The 13,958-nt window shown below is 58.2% G+C and carries 15 protein-coding genes; 9 read left to right on the top strand and 6 right to left on the bottom strand.

All coding sequences use genetic code 11. From position 1 onward, the window contains the following. Positions 1-87 precede the first annotated feature (87 nt). On the bottom strand, positions 88-1,311 hold the full coding sequence (locus tag AC2FHW_RS18230; RefSeq protein WP_142640105.1) for a urate hydroxylase PuuD: 1,224 nt from the start codon (positions 1,309-1,311) through the stop codon (positions 88-90). Between the two features lie 96 nt (positions 1,312-1,407). Between AC2FHW_RS18230 and AC2FHW_RS18225 the strand changes: the two genes are divergently transcribed. Continuing rightward, a complete protein-coding gene (locus AC2FHW_RS18225; RefSeq protein WP_496793106.1) occupies positions 1,408-2,328 on the top strand; it encodes a LysR family transcriptional regulator in 921 nt (306 codons plus the stop codon). A 141-nt stretch (positions 2,329-2,469) separates the two neighbouring features. On the opposite strand, the gene uraH is transcribed toward AC2FHW_RS18225, so the two are convergent. Beyond that, positions 2,470-2,826 carry a hydroxyisourate hydrolase gene (gene uraH, locus AC2FHW_RS18220; protein ID WP_142640109.1) on the bottom strand — a complete coding sequence of 119 codons (357 nt, stop codon included), beginning with the start codon at positions 2,824-2,826 and terminating at the stop codon, positions 2,470-2,472. A 209-nt stretch (positions 2,827-3,035) separates the two neighbouring features. Here uraH and puuE point away from each other — a divergent pair, with 209 nt between their 5' ends. The 3 genes from puuE to AC2FHW_RS18205 all read left to right on the top strand — a co-directional run bounded on the left by puuE (position 3,036) and on the right by AC2FHW_RS18205 (position 6,424). After that, a complete protein-coding gene (gene puuE / locus AC2FHW_RS18215; RefSeq protein WP_496822403.1) occupies positions 3,036-4,454 on the top strand; it encodes an allantoinase PuuE in 1,419 nt (472 codons plus the stop codon). Continuing rightward, positions 4,451-4,933 (top strand): ureidoglycolate lyase, encoded by a 483-nt coding sequence (locus AC2FHW_RS18210; RefSeq protein ID WP_496822401.1) that lies wholly within the window; start codon positions 4,451-4,453, stop codon positions 4,931-4,933. The genes puuE and AC2FHW_RS18210 overlap by 4 nt, the downstream gene beginning before the upstream one ends. Positions 4,934-4,996: 63 nt before the next feature. Further along, positions 4,997-6,424 (top strand): nucleobase:cation symporter-2 family protein, encoded by a 1,428-nt coding sequence (locus tag AC2FHW_RS18205; protein ID WP_142640116.1) that lies wholly within the window; start codon positions 4,997-4,999, stop codon positions 6,422-6,424. A gap of 40 nt (positions 6,425-6,464) precedes the next feature. On the opposite strand, the gene AC2FHW_RS18200 is transcribed toward AC2FHW_RS18205, so the two are convergent. The 3 genes from AC2FHW_RS18200 to AC2FHW_RS18190 form a co-directional block, all read right to left on the bottom strand. Further along, positions 6,465-7,451 carry a type I glyceraldehyde-3-phosphate dehydrogenase gene (locus tag AC2FHW_RS18200; RefSeq protein ID WP_496822400.1) on the bottom strand — a complete coding sequence of 329 codons (987 nt, stop codon included), beginning with the start codon at positions 7,449-7,451 and terminating at the stop codon, positions 6,465-6,467. Positions 7,452-7,505: 54 nt separating this feature from the next. Beyond that, complete coding sequence (locus AC2FHW_RS18195) at positions 7,506-7,826, bottom strand: hypothetical protein (protein ID WP_496822399.1); 321 nt, start codon at positions 7,824-7,826, stop codon at positions 7,506-7,508. Positions 7,827-7,907: 81 nt separating this feature from the next. Next, entirely contained in the window at positions 7,908-8,741 is an 834-nt protein-coding gene (locus AC2FHW_RS18190) for a bifunctional allantoicase/(S)-ureidoglycine aminohydrolase (protein WP_496822397.1), read from the bottom strand. Between the two features lie 174 nt (positions 8,742-8,915). On the opposite strand from AC2FHW_RS18190, the gene AC2FHW_RS18185 reads away from it, so the two are divergent. The 5 genes from AC2FHW_RS18185 (at position 8,916) to AC2FHW_RS18165 (ending at position 13,121) form a co-directional block, all read left to right on the top strand. After that, positions 8,916-9,272: a hypothetical protein gene (locus AC2FHW_RS18185; RefSeq protein ID WP_496701077.1), complete on the top strand. Its 357-nt coding sequence runs from the start codon at positions 8,916-8,918 to the stop codon at positions 9,270-9,272. Positions 9,273-9,462: 190 nt separating this feature from the next. Beyond that, on the top strand, positions 9,463-10,698 hold the full coding sequence (locus AC2FHW_RS18180; RefSeq protein WP_496694652.1) for an acyl-CoA dehydrogenase family protein: 1,236 nt from the start codon (positions 9,463-9,465) through the stop codon (positions 10,696-10,698). Positions 10,699-10,724: 26 nt separating this feature from the next. After that, positions 10,725-11,513: a thioesterase family protein gene (locus tag AC2FHW_RS18175; protein ID WP_142640128.1), complete on the top strand. Its 789-nt coding sequence runs from the start codon at positions 10,725-10,727 to the stop codon at positions 11,511-11,513. Positions 11,514-11,586: 73 nt separating this feature from the next. Then, entirely contained in the window at positions 11,587-12,234 is a 648-nt protein-coding gene (locus tag AC2FHW_RS18170) for a DUF1007 family protein (RefSeq protein ID WP_142640130.1), read from the top strand. Further along, positions 12,219-13,121 (top strand): nickel/cobalt transporter, encoded by a 903-nt coding sequence (locus AC2FHW_RS18165; protein WP_496679194.1) that lies wholly within the window; start codon positions 12,219-12,221, stop codon positions 13,119-13,121. The genes AC2FHW_RS18170 and AC2FHW_RS18165 overlap by 16 nt, the downstream gene beginning before the upstream one ends. Here the strand turns inward: AC2FHW_RS18165 and truA are convergent. Further along, a complete protein-coding gene (gene truA / locus AC2FHW_RS18160) occupies positions 13,118-13,885 on the bottom strand; it encodes a tRNA pseudouridine(38-40) synthase TruA (protein ID WP_271952303.1) in 768 nt (255 codons plus the stop codon). The genes AC2FHW_RS18165 and truA overlap by 4 nt on opposite strands. Positions 13,886-13,958 lie beyond the last annotated feature (73 nt).

Here is a 13,958-nt window from a genome sequence, read left to right as displayed (position 1 = left end):
ATAGTTAGAACATCTGTAATCGTGTAGGGGAAGCGTTTATCGTTTGGCCAAGAAAATTAACGGAACAAGTGATGGCTCAGTGCCAGTTCAAAGGCCAGCATTGCGGAACCAGCGAATGATCGCCGCGCGATCTTCCGGTTCCATATAGGTGACATTTGCGGGTGGCATGGCGTGACTGACACCGGCCTGCAGGTAAATCTGTTTCGCATTGCGGGCGATGTCACCTTGGGTTTCCAGAAGAATGCCTTTTGGCGCCCACAGGATGCCGTCCCAAACCGGTTCGCGCGCATGGCACATGGAACAGCGCCCCAGAACGACATCATGTGCCTGTTCGAACCCGTCTGCTGCTGCGTATTTCTGTTCAAATGCGGTGAGCGGCTGTGCCTCGGCCTCCTCCAGAGGTTTGTACATAGGCGCGGTGGACAGCCACATGATGGCGATGAACAGAAGAGCGGTCACCAGCCAGGTCCAGGTCGGATCACCGGCGCGGGCGTGGCGTGTATTGAAGTAGTGACGAATTGTGACACCCATCAGAAATACCAGCGCCGCAATGATCCAGTTGTATTGGGTGGCAAAGGCCAGCGGGTAGTGGTTCGAAAGCATCAGGAAAACCACTGGCAAGGTCAGATAGTTGTTATGAGTCGAACGCAACTTGGCGATCTTGCCGTATTTCGGGTCCGGGGTGCGGCCATTCTTAAGGTCGTCTACGACGATGCGCTGGTTCGGCATGATGATGAAGAATACATTCGCTGTCATGATCGTGGCGGTGAATGCGCCCAGATGCAGCATCATCGCGCGCCCGGTGAATATCTGGTTGTACCCCCAGCCCATCACCACCAGCAGGACAAACAGCAGCACCATCAGTAATGTTGGGCGCTCACCCAGGCCGGATTTGCACAGGAAGTCGTAGATCAGCCAGCCAATAGTCAACGAGGCAGCCGAGATCAGAATGCCCTGCCACAGTGCCAGATCGGCCTTTTGCGCATCAATCAGATAAAGCTCTCCACCAACCCAGTAGACGATCATCAACAGCGCAGCTCCGCTAAGCCAGGTGGCATAGCTTTCCCATTTGAACCAGGTCAGATGATCCGGCATCCGCTCGGGTGCGACGAGGTATTTCTGAATATGGTAAAAGCCGCCGCCATGTACCTGCCATTCTTCCCCGTCGGCGGGGCCGGGGATATCCCGATTCAGGCCAAGGTCCAGAGCGATGAAGTAAAAGGATGATCCGATCCAGGCGATAGCAGTGATTACGTGCAGCCAGCGCACAGCAAATGCCATCCAATCCCAGAACACGGCGAATTCAAACATGAGAGTTCTCTCCAGTAGGTTATAGTCACCCTAGGCAAACTGGCTTTTCTTCGGTATTCCCGTATATTGTCAAACTGTATCAAAAAAAACGATAAGATGTCCTATCTCGACAATATTCGCACCTTCGTTCGTGTCTATGATCTGGGCAGCATGTCTGCTGCCGGGAGGGATTTGCGTGTTTCACCGGCGGTGACTTCGGCGCGAATATCACAGCTTGAGGATCATTTGGGCGTGCGTCTGTTTCAGCGGACTACACGTAACCTCAGCCCGACCGAGCAGGGACGTGCGTTTTACCCCGGAGCGGTTGCGGTCCTGGATGCCGTAGATGAAGCCGAGGCGCAGGTTGTTCACCTGACCGAAGCTCCCCGCGGGTCACTATTCGTAGCCGCGCCTTTGGGCGTCGGGCGCAGGTTATTAGCCCCACATGTGCCGGATTTTCTCTCGGAATACCCCGAAATTGATGTGCGATTGCGCCTGACCGACAGGTCAGTGGACCTGACGACCGAAGGATTGGATCTGGCCTTTTTCATTGGTCAGCCCGAGGACAGCACCCTGCGTATTCGCAAGATCGCGGATTGCGCGCGGGTTCTGTGTGCCGCACCGGACTATGTAAAACGTAGGGGGATGCCGCAAAACGGAGCCGATCTTGTGTCCGACAAGCACGAGTGTCTTAACCTGCGGTATCCCGGTGCTGCAGAGTTTCAGTGGATGCTGGAAACTCCAGACGGGCCAAGACGTTATGCCGTGTCGGGCCGGTTTGAATGCGATGACGGAGACGTTTTGACCGATTGGGCGTTGTCAGGGCAGGGGATCGCGATGAAACCTGTGTTTGAGGCAGCGGAACATCTCAAGGCAGGACGTCTGGTGGTGGTTGCGAAGGAGACACCTCCTGTCTCTGTTCAGATGGCGTGTCTCTATACCCATCGACGTCACCAGGATCCCAAGGCGCGTTTGTTCATGGATTTCATGATCGCGCGAATTGGCAAGGTTGTTCAAAACTCGGAGATCAACGGTTAGCAAAGGCTCCCGGCCGCGCGTAGCTTTTCTCGAAGGGCTGTAACCGCCACTATCCGCGCCGCGCCCAACGGGTGCGGCGCCCGGCTCAACAGGAGGAGGCCCGGCAGGGGCGATCGACGGGCGGGAGGTTCGCCCGGTCAGTTAGCTGCCACGATACGTGGAGTAGCTGTATGGCGATAGCAAGAGCGGCACATGATAGTGGGCGTCTGCTTCAGACATACCAAACCTGATTGGAATCTCATCCAGGAACAGCGGTTCGTCATCCGCCTGGCCAGAGGCGCGCAGATAGTCACCCGCACTGAAAACAAGCTCGTATTCCCCGGTTTCAAAGTTTGCTTGCGGTAGTATTGGGCTGTCTGTTCGCCCGTCTGCATTGGTCAGCATCTCAGCCAGTTTATGGCGTCCGTCCTGGGTAATCGCGTACAGAGCAATTTTCAGCCCCTCTGCGGGACAGCCTTTGGCGGTGTCCAGAACATGGGTTGTCAGGTATCCTGCCACGCGTTTCTCCTCATATTCCGATCACCGCAACGAGTGGCTGTTGAAAACCGCAAACTGCAATCGAGCATTGATTGACGCAGTCTGGGGCGAAACCCGAGACTTTGGGAATGCCGAAAGAAAAGGAAACAGCGTTCGGATTGATTTGATAATACTGCATCCAATTCTGCGGTAAAGCGTAGGTAGTGTAACACAACTGAGACGGAACATTCATGCAGCCCCCTCGCTATCCCCGTGACATGATCGGATACGGAGCCAACCCGCCAAACGCCCAGTGGCCTGGCGGAGCAAATCTGGCCGTTCAGATTGTGCTGAACTACGAAGAGGGTGGCGAGAACTGCGTGCTTCACGGTGATGCCGCGTCCGAGGCCTTTCTGTCCGAGATTGTCGGCGCAGCGCAATGGCCAGACCAGCGTCATTGGAACATGGAATCGATCTATGAATATGGGTCGCGGGCAGGGTTCTGGCGTCTGCACCGCTTGATGCAGGGCTTGCCCATAACCGTTTACGGTGTCGCTTCGGCGCTGGCACGGTCGCCCGATCAGGTTGCCGCCATGAAAGACGCAGGTTGGGAGATCGCAAGTCACGGCCTGAAATGGGTCGAACATAAGGATATGTCTGAAGCGGAAGAGCGCGCTCAAATAGAAGAGGCCATCCGCCTGCATGCTGAGGTCGTGGGGGAACGTCCCTATGGTTGGTATACCGGCCGGTGTTCCGAGAACACCGTGCGTCTGGTGGCAGAAGAGGGGGGCTTTGCCTATGTGGCGGACACCTATGCGGATGATCTGCCCTATTGGATGCAGGCCTCTGGCCGGGACCAGTTGATCGTACCATATACTCTCGATTGTAACGATATGCGCTTTGCAACGCCGCAAGGTTTCAATTCGGGCGATCAGTTCTATTCCTATCTCAAAGACAGTTTCGACGCGCTTTATTCCGAGGGTGAAGCCGGTGCGCCCAAGATTTTGTCGATCGGTCTGCATTGCCGCCTGATCGGTCGTCCAGGTCGGGTCATGGCGCTGAAACGGTTTCTGGATTATGCGCGTGGGCACTCGGATGTCTGGTTCGCGACCCGTCTGGAGATCGCCCAGCATTGGGCAGCGCAGCACCCGCCTGTATCAGGTCCAAAGCCGTCAGAAATGGCGCGGGACGCTTTCGTTGCCGCTTATGGCGGGATCTTCGAACATTCGGCTTGGATTGCAGAGCGCGCCCATGGGCTGGAACTCGGCGCGGCTCACGATACTGCCGGCGGGTTGCACAACGCATTGACGCGCATGTTCCGTTCGGCCTCGGATGAGGAGCGGTTGGGCGTGCTGACCGCGCACCCGGATCTGGCAGGCAAGCTGGCACAGGCCAAGCGACTGACGCAGGAAAGCACGGCGGAACAATCCTCGGCGGGGCTGGATGCGTTGACGGATGCCGAACGCGATGCCTTTACCGATCTGAATAGGCGCTATACCGACAAGTTCGGATTTCCCTTCATTATTGCTGTGCGTGATCATGACAAAGCCTCTATCCAGCAGGCGTTTCTGCGGCGGATAGATCAGGACCGGGACACAGAATTCGCCGAGGCCTGCCGACAGGTCGAGCGTATTGCCGAATTCCGCCTGAGGGATGTGCTGCCTTCATGAAACAGATCCGGACTGTTCCTTTAACGCCTGACGCTTTTGCCCCGTTCGGAGATGTGATCGAGGCATCGGGCGACCCGGACAAGATCATCAACCAGGGCCAGTGCGGGCGTTTTCATGACCGGGCGGCCCTTGATTTCGCGGGCGGCCGCGCCGGGATCAGCCTGTTCAACGCCAACCCCCGAACCCTGCCGTACCAGTTGGATATGGTTGAACGGCATCCTGATGGCAGTCAGGCCTTTGTGCCCATGACCCATCAACCCTTTCTGGTCATTGTTGCACCAGATGTTGACGGGCAGCCGTGCGAGCCGTGTGCCTTTGTCACCCGGCCCGGTCAGGCGGTGAATTATCATCGTGGGACGTGGCACGGCGTTTTGACACCGTTGCATGGCCCTGGATTGTTCGCCGTTGTTGATCGGATCGGCGATGGGCCCAACCTGGAAGAATACTGGTTCGATACCCCTTATCAGGTGGTGTCGTAGCCAAATGAAGCCGCAGCATAAGCGGTAAGACCCCCGTGAATCTGACAGAGAGGACAGTAACTCATGGCTGACACTTCAATAGGGACACCCGAACAGCTTCGGGATCCAAATTATACCCCGGCGCTGCACAAGGCAGTTCCGCTGGGCATTCAACATGTTCTGGCGATGTTCGTTTCGAACGTGACGCCTGCGATCATCGTTGCAGGGGCCGCCGGGTTTGGGTTCGGTTCGAACTCCCCCGATTTTCCCGAACTGCTGTACCTGATCCAGATGTCGATGCTGTTTGCCGGCGTCGCGACCTTGCTGCAAACGGTGACGATTGGCCCGGTAGGAGCGGCTTTGCCTATTGTTCAGGGCACCAGCTTTGCGTTTCTGCCGATCATGATCCCGCTGGTTGCTGGCAAAGGCGTCGATGGTCTGGCCGCATTATTTGGCGGTGTCATTATCGGTGGGGTGTTCCATGCCCTGCTGGGCACGGTGATTGGCAAGATCCGTTTTGCCTTGCCACCTCTGGTCACAGGTCTTGTGGTGACAATGATTGGTCTGGCGTTGGTCAAGGTCGGCATTCAATACGCCGCCGGAGGGGTTCCGGCCATTGGAACGCCTGAATACGGCTCGGCGCTAAACTGGTCGGCTGCTTTGGTCGTGGTTGTGGTAACGCTGGGGCTGAAGTTCTTTACCCGCGGAATGCTTTCGGTTTCTGCCGTTCTGATTGGTCTTGCGGTTGGGTATGTCTATGCCCTGATGGTTGGCATGATCACGTTTGAGGCAATCGGAACAAGCTGGAGCCGCGCTGCAACTTTCGCCCTGCCTGTGCCCTTCAAGTATGGGTTCGAGTTCTCATTCGCCGCCATAATCGGGTTCTGTCTAATGGCCTTTGTTTCGGCAGTTGAGACGGTGGGGGATGTGTCGGGTGTGACCAAAGGCGGAGCCGGGCGCGAAGCCACGGACAAGGAAATCACCGGTGCAACCTATGCTGACGGCTTCGGCTCGGCCCTGGCGGGCGTGTTCGGCGGCTTACCCAACACGTCGTTCAGCCAGAATGTCGGGCTGATCGCAATGACCGGCGTCATGAGCCGAAATGTCGTCACCATCGGCGCCTTGTTTCTGATCCTGTGCGGCCTGGTGCCCAAGGTTGGCGCGATCATCCGCACCGTTCCGATCGAAGTCCTGGGCGGTGGCGTCATCGTCATGTTCGGGATGGTTGTCGCCGCGGGTGTTTCGATGTTGTCCGATGTGGATTGGAATCGGCGCAACATGGTGATCTTTGCCATCGCGCTGTCAATCGGGTTCGGCCTCCAGCTCGAGCCGGGTGCGGTGCAACACTTGCCCGATACTCTGGGCATCCTGATGAAAAGCGGGCTGCTGCCTGCGGCTCTGATCGCTATCGTGCTGAATCTGATCCTGCCGGATGAGTTGGCCGATGAGGCAACCGAAGAAGTTTCGGGCGGCATGTCGGGGCACGGGTCGGGCAGCCTTCCCGGCAAGTAACCAAATGAAAATCGGCGGATCGCGTTAGGTCGCGGTCCGCCTATGTGTCGGCCATCATACGAGCGACATCCAGCATGCGGGCTGAAAACCCCCATTCATTGTCATACCAGCCAAAAACACGAACCTGAGTTTCGCCGATCTGCCGGGTTTCTGGCCCTGCGATGATCAGAGATTCCGGCCGCGTCCGCAAATCGGACGACACCAGCGGCTCATCCGTCCAACCCAGAACGGGAGACTCTGCAACGGCTGCACGTAGGGCGGCTTCAAAATCGCAGGCGCTCAGGCCGCGCTTCAGCGTCACAATCAGATCAACCGCGGAAACGCTTGCCGTAGGCACCCTGACCGCCGCGCCCGAGATGCGCCCGGCCAGATGGGGCAGGACTTCGTCTATCAGGTGCATAGCGCTGGTGGTGGTCGGGACCATCGACAGCGCTCCGGCGCGTGACCGTGCCAGATCACCACGCGGAGCGTCGATCATCGGCTGGCTGTTGGTGTAGCAGTGGATGGTGGTCATATGGCCCGACGCGACACCAGCGATCCCGTCCAGAACCTTGACCAGCGGAGCCAGCCCGTTGGTGGTGCAAGAGGCATTTGACACGATCCGCGCATTGCCCAGATGATCCTCATTTGCGCCCAGAACGATTGTGGCCTCGGTCGCGGGCGAGGGGCCGGAAATCAGTACTTTCCTTGCCCCTGCGGTCAGGCCCTGACTGGCAACATCCGATGTCCGGGCAACGCCGGTGCAGTCCATCAGGACATCTACACCGGACAGATCAACCCGGCTAAGGTTGGGGCTGTGTGTAACAGAAATAGCGTGCCCATCGACAACCAGTTGCGCAGTTCCCTGTTCCACTTTGCCCGGATAAGGCCCAAAAGTGCTGTCGTACTTGAACAGATAGGCGCAGGTCTCTAGCGGTGCGATATCGTTGATCAGCACCAGTTCGATGTCGTGACCGAGCGGCATGGCCAGAAGCTGCCGCAAAATCGTGCGGCCGATGCGGCCGAATCCGTTAATTGCGAGTTTCATGCGCAAGCTATGGCAGGGGCTTGAATTAACCTCAATGCCAGTTTCCTGTCCGGGTCAGTTACAGCTGACCTGTGAAAAGAACTGGCCCGAGATGTTCTGGTACATGCTGGCCACAATCGGCTTGCACCCGGTTGCCTGCTGAATAGCCGCGATGGCCTGAACAGTGCGCAGCCGGGGCGGGGGGCCGAATGGGTTGAGATTGTTGTTATCACGTGTGGCACGGTATACGACCGGAGCTTCCGAAACCTGGGTAATGGCCCAGGTGCGGCTCATGACGTTGACGGTATTCGTCTCTTTGGCGGTTGCAGGGTTCACATCCAGGGCCGTCAGGCTGATTGCAGCCGCCAGTGCCAGCGTTACATTGCGCAGTGCCATCGTACAATCTCCTGAACTAAAACCGTTTGTTATTCCATCAGATTACCGCGCTTGCCGAGTTCCGCCAAGGCCGAATTTATCCTAGCGCCCGCCTGGTGAAAGAGGCATCTGGCGGTTCACATCTTTGTACAGCAGATACCGGAACCGCCCGGGACCGCCCGCATAGCACGCCTGAGGGCAAAAGGCGCGCAGCCACATAAAGTCTCCGGCTTCGACCTCGACCCAGTCCTGATTCAGCCGGTAAACGGCTTTGCCTTCCAGCACATACAGCCCGTGTTCCATGACATGGGTTTCGGCAAATGGGATCACGCCACCCGGTTCGAAAGTCACGATGTTCACATGCATATCGTGGCGCAGGTCCTGCGGATCCGCGAAACGTGTTGTGGCCCAGCGACCCTCGGTACCCGGCATTTCGATCGGGGCGACCTCTTGCTCATTGGTGATGATCGGGTCCGGCGCGGGCAGGCCGGGCACTGCCTCATAAGCCTTTCGAACCCAATGAAACCGCGCTGGCTGCTCCGTATGGTTGCGCAACGCCCATTTGGAACCAGCGGGGATATAGGCATATCCACCAGTTTCCAAAACGTGAACACTTCCCTCAAGCGTCAATGTGACCGCCCCTTCGACAACGAACAACACCGCCTGCGCTTCGGGGTCCGTTTCGGGCGTATCGCTACCGCCACCGGGTTGGACCTCCATGATGTATTGCGAAAAGGTTTCGGCGAACCCGCTAAGGGGGCGTGCCAAAACCCACAGGCGGGTGTCTTCCCAGAAGGGCAGATAGCTGGTGACGATGTCGCGCATCGTACCCTTGGGTATAACGGCATAGGCCTCGGTGAACATGGCGCGATCTGTTAACAGGGTGTCCTGTCCGGGGTGTCCGCCATGGGGCGCATAATAAGTCGGGTGTGCCATCAAATGCCTCTGGTTCGTGTTTCGTGCACTATGCGAGGGACGCTCGGTATGGCCTAGCGTCAGAGTTGCAATAGGTTTCTTCGGGATAATTTGAAGGTTGCAGACTAGGGCTTGGCCCTGTGCCTTCCCGGGTATATCCTTGAATGTAAATTGGTTGCAGAATTGCGAGGCGGTATGAGAATTTGGGGATCACTATTAGTTGCAGGTGTTCTGGTGCTGAGCATTGGTGTTGCCGGCAGCGCGAAACCGCTGTCGCGCATCATCGCAGAGTCGGGGTTGAGCCCGGATGATTTCACATTGCTGAGTGCAACCACAGACACCATGCTGGGCAGTGGTTTGCCGCAGGTTGGTGCCGAAAGTGAATGGATCAGCACCGAGACCGGGGCCAAGGGCACCGTCCGTGTGCGCGAGGTCCGCGATAATTGCGTGCATCTGCAGCATTTTATCCGACCTCCGAGTGCCGAGCAGACCCGTGAGATCAGAACCCGCAGGTGCCAGGATGCCAATGGTAACTGGATTTTCACACCCTAATTGGGTTGCTACACCCGCGCGCGACGCAGGTTATTGACGGCTATACGGTTGCCAGTCTCCGGTTACTGCACTCGTTTAATCTCATATAGGGTTGGGTTACGTCCCGTCACCCAACTGGACATCATGACGGTGGCTAAGTCATTCTCGGCCCAAAGGTAATGCCCGCGTGTCGGGGCGGAGGAGAAAACTCATGAACATGTCATTCGGCCTGCGCGAGGAAAACCGCGAACTGCTGACCCGCGTAACAGAGATGATCCGAAATGAAGTCATGCCGCTGGAAGAAGAGTTCCATGCTGAAATCAACAAAGGTGACCGCTGGCAATATACCGACCGGCAGGCGGATATCCTTGAAGGGTTGAAGGCCAAGGCCAAGGCGGCGGGATTGTGGAACTTCTGGCTGACCGACAGTGAAAAAGGGCTGGGTTTGACAACTGTGGAATACGCCTTTTTTGCTGAAGAAATGGGAAAGACCCCGCTGGGTGCCGAAATCTTCAACTGTTCGGCCCCAGATACGGGCAACATGGAAGTATTCGAGCGGTACGGGTCCGAAAAGATGAAGCAAGAGTGGCTCAAGCCGCTGCTCGATGGGCAAATCCGTTCGGCCTATCTGATGACCGAACCGGATGTCGCCTCGTCAGATGCCACCAATGTTTCGATGTCCTGTGTGCTGGACGGCGAATCCTACGTTCTGAATGGCGAGAAATGGTGGGCCTCAGGCGCCGGTGATCCGCGGTGCAAGGTCTATATCGTCATGGTCCGGACGGGCGGTGATGACCTGCCTGTTCACAAACGCCAGTCGATGATCGTGGTGCCGGCGGGAACGCCCGGGATCGAGGTGCTGCGCCCGATGGAAGTCTACGGCCATGATGATGCGCCGCACGGGCATATGCATATTCGCTTTACCAATGTCCGGGTGCCTGCCGAGAATATCCTGCTGGGCGAAGGGCGTGGGTTCGAGATCGCTCAGGGTCGATTGGGGCCGGGACGTATTCACCACTGTATGCGTGCTATTGGACAGGCAGAGATGGCCCTGGAGCAGATGTGCAAACGGTCGCTGCAACGCGAAGCATTTGGCAAGAAGCTGGCGCAGCTTGGGGCGAATTTCGATATCATAGCCGAATGCCGGATGGAGATCGAAATGGCCCGGCTACTTTGCCTCAAGGCTGCTTGGTACATGGATCAGGGCGATGCGCGTGCGGCGGCCCCGTGGATCAGCCAGATCAAGGTCGTGGCCCCGCGGGTCGCATTGAAGGTGATTGATGAGGCGGTGCAGATGTATGGCGGGCAAGGGGTAAGTCAGGACACGCCGCTGGCGACCGCGTGGACGCATGTACGGACCCTGCGGCTAGCCGATGGGCCGGACGCGGTGCATCGTCGCCAGGTCGCACGGACCGAACTGAAAAAGCATACACAGGAAAAGGTCTGAGGTCCCAAGTGGTCTTGAAATCTGATATGTCCAGGTTGCCCTATTTCAGACTACGCGCGGACGGGGTTTTTGTCGGCAATGACCCGGCGCGGGGTCCGTGGTCTGCCGAACATTGCCATGCTGGTCCGGTCAGCGGTCTGATCGTGCGCGCCGCGGAATCTGAAATTGGTCCGGACAAGATGCTGACCCGGCTGACGGTCGATCTGCTGCGTCCGCTGCCCCTGTCCGGGTTGCGGGTTGCGGCCGAGACGACGCGGCACACCAGAACGCTGGCGACCACTCGGGTTACTGTGCACGATCTGGACAACACTTTATGTGCCGTAGCCACAACTATGCACCTTGCCCGCCGCGACCTTGGCCCGGTTCCCAATGTCGCTCTCTCATCTCCGCAACTGGCGGACTCGGTGGACGGCCCATTTCCCATCGGCGAAATTCGGCACGATCTTCCTGGGTTCGCGACCTATTCCGATGTCCTCTATCCCAAGGGTGGAAATCAGGGCGTCGGTCCCAAAACGATCTGGATGCGCACGCCTCCGCTGCTTGGGGACGAGGTGCAATCTCCGATTCAGGCGCTGTGTCCACTGGCTGATTGCGGCAATGGCATTTCGTGGAATGCCCCCACAACCGAGATGGGGTTCATGAATACCGATCTGACGGTTCAAGTGCACCGCGAGCCGGTCTCGGATTGGCTGGCCTCCGAGTCTGTCTGCCATTGGCAACCCTCGGGTATCGGCATGTCGCAATCGGTTTTGTATGACACCCAAGGGCCGGTTGGAACAGCCCTGCAGACCCTTGTGTTGTTCCCACCTGCCTGAGCCATCGGCCAGCTTCTGCGCGCCCGGCCCAAATGGGATTGCCGGGCGCAGGCCGACACCCTATCTTTCGCCCATGCGCTGGCTTGTGACCCTAGTGACCTGCTGTTTGCCGATCCCGGCGATGACGCACCCGCATGTCTTTATCGACACGGGGCTGGAATTCGTCGTGGACGCTTCGGGGCAGCTGACCCATGTCCGTGTGACCTGGGCCTATGACGAGTTTTACTCTTTGCTTGTCCTCGAGGACATGAAGCTGGATCAGGATGGCGACGGTATCCTCAGCAAAAGTGAACAGGATCATCTGTCCGGGTTCGATGCACAGTGGGATCAAGGCTATAACGGCGATCTGGTCGTCTGGTCCGAGTCTGAGGTATTGCCGCTTTCTGGCCCACTGGAGCCGAAAGCATTGATGGAGGACGGGCGCATCGTGACCTCGCATCTGCGCAGTGTCGAAGGTGGGCCTGTACCGGCCACCGCCTTATCGGCGAAGGCGTTTGATGAGACATATTATACCGCATATGACCTGACGCGCCCGGTGACGGTTTCGGGGAGTAAGACCTGCCAGATTGACCGCGTCGAGCCAGATGTCGACGGACAGCTTGCCCAAATGCAGGCGTTTCTGCTGACGCTGGATGCCAATTACGACCTTGAGGAAAATGACATCCCGATGGTGGGCGAAAACTTTGCAACCGAGATCCGAATTTCATGTCCAAATACCTGATTGTCCCGTTTGTTCTGGCGGTCGGAGTTCTGCTCTGGTTCTGGTTCAGCGGCGGGTTTGACCAACTTGCGGCATGGGCTGCCGGTGAACAGCGTGCATTTCAGAACCAGATTGCGCGGTCTCTGCGCGCTGCCCGCGCCGAACAACCTCAGGCGGTCATGACTTTGTTGACGGTGTGCTTCGCTTACGGGTTCTTCCACGCCATCGGTCCTGGGCATGGCAAAGTCCTGATCGGTGGCTATGGGCTTGGCCGGCGTGTGGCGTTCTGGCGGCTTTCAGCGATCAGTGTGTTGTCCAGCCTTGGACAGGCCGTAACCGCGATTGTTCTGGTCTATGCCGGTGTGCTGGTGTTCCAGATGTCTCGGGAAAGACTGGTCGACACAACGGAGCAAATCATGGCCCCAGTCAGCTATGGGGCGATCACTGCGATCGGGCTTTGGCTAGTGTTTCGCGCCTTGCGCAGCTTTGCCAAACGCAGCCGGGATCACGGTGCAAATCATCATCACCACGACCACGAAACCTGTTCGGATTGCGGCCACCGGCATGGTCCGTCCGCGGATGAGGTGGCGCAGGTCGGTAGCCTGCGCGAGGCGGCGTTGCTGATCGCTGGAATCGCCGCACGCCCCTGTACCGGGGCGCTGTTTGTGTTGATCCTGACCTGGCAGATGGGCATCGCCATCGTTGGCATCGCCGGGGCGTTCTGCATGGCGCTGGGCACTGCGACTGTCACCACTCTGGTAGGGTGGACCTCTTTCGGTCTGCGCGGCGGGATGCTGGCCTCGGCCTCAGCGACGCGGTTTGCACAGGTGCTGGCCCCAACCATCGAACTGGTCGCCGGGTTGCTGATAGCGGTGATAGCTGGTGGCCTTTTACTGCGCGCGCTTTAGTCGAACACCGGGTTCGGGTAGCCGACCCGCGCAAGATACAACCCCTGCGGCGGACAAACCGGCCCGCAGGCGGCGCGATTCTCAGCTTGCAGTGCCTCTCGCACATCTTCAGGCGTCCAGGGCCCGGCGCCGACACGTTCCAGAGTGCCGACAAAGCTGCGCACCTGATTGTGCAGGAACGACCGTGCCCGGACGTGGAAATGAACCTCGGGGCCTGAAAAGCCCTGCACCTGTTCCACCCGCAACTCATCCAGCGTTTTGACCGGGCTGGCCGCCTGACAGATCGTGGACCGGAACGTGGTGAAATCATGCCGTCCGATCAGCATGTCCGCCGCGGCCTGCATCGCATCAATATCCAACGGGTGATTGACTTGCCAAACTTGCCCCGCGTCATGGGTTGCAGGCGCGCGGCGCATCAGGATGCGAAACAGATATTGCCGTTCAAGCGCCGAGAACCGTGCATGCCAGTCATCGTCCACCCGTGCGGCTTTCACGATGGCCACTGGTTGCGGCTTGAGGTGATAGTTCAACGCTTCGGACAGTCGGAAAGGGTCCCATTCCTTGATCAGGTCGCAATGGGCGACCTGTCCTAGCGCGTGGACACCGGCATCGGTGCGACCTGCCGCAGCGATCGTGTGGTCCCCGGGTTGTATCCGCGACAATGCCTCTTCGATCGCCCCCTGAACCGAGGGCTGATCTTTCTGCCTCTGCCACCCGGCAAACGGCTTTCCGTGATATTCGACTTTCAACGCGTATCTGGGCATGGGCTGCTGGTACCGTGCTGCGCGGCGGCGGGCAAGGGGCCGGAAAGCGCTGGCATGTCGGACGGTGGCTACC

Source organism: Ruegeria sp. YTSA108, assembly GCF_059610185.1.
Note: the sequence above shows the minus strand (reverse complement) of the source record. Positions and strands in the feature narration are given on the sequence as shown.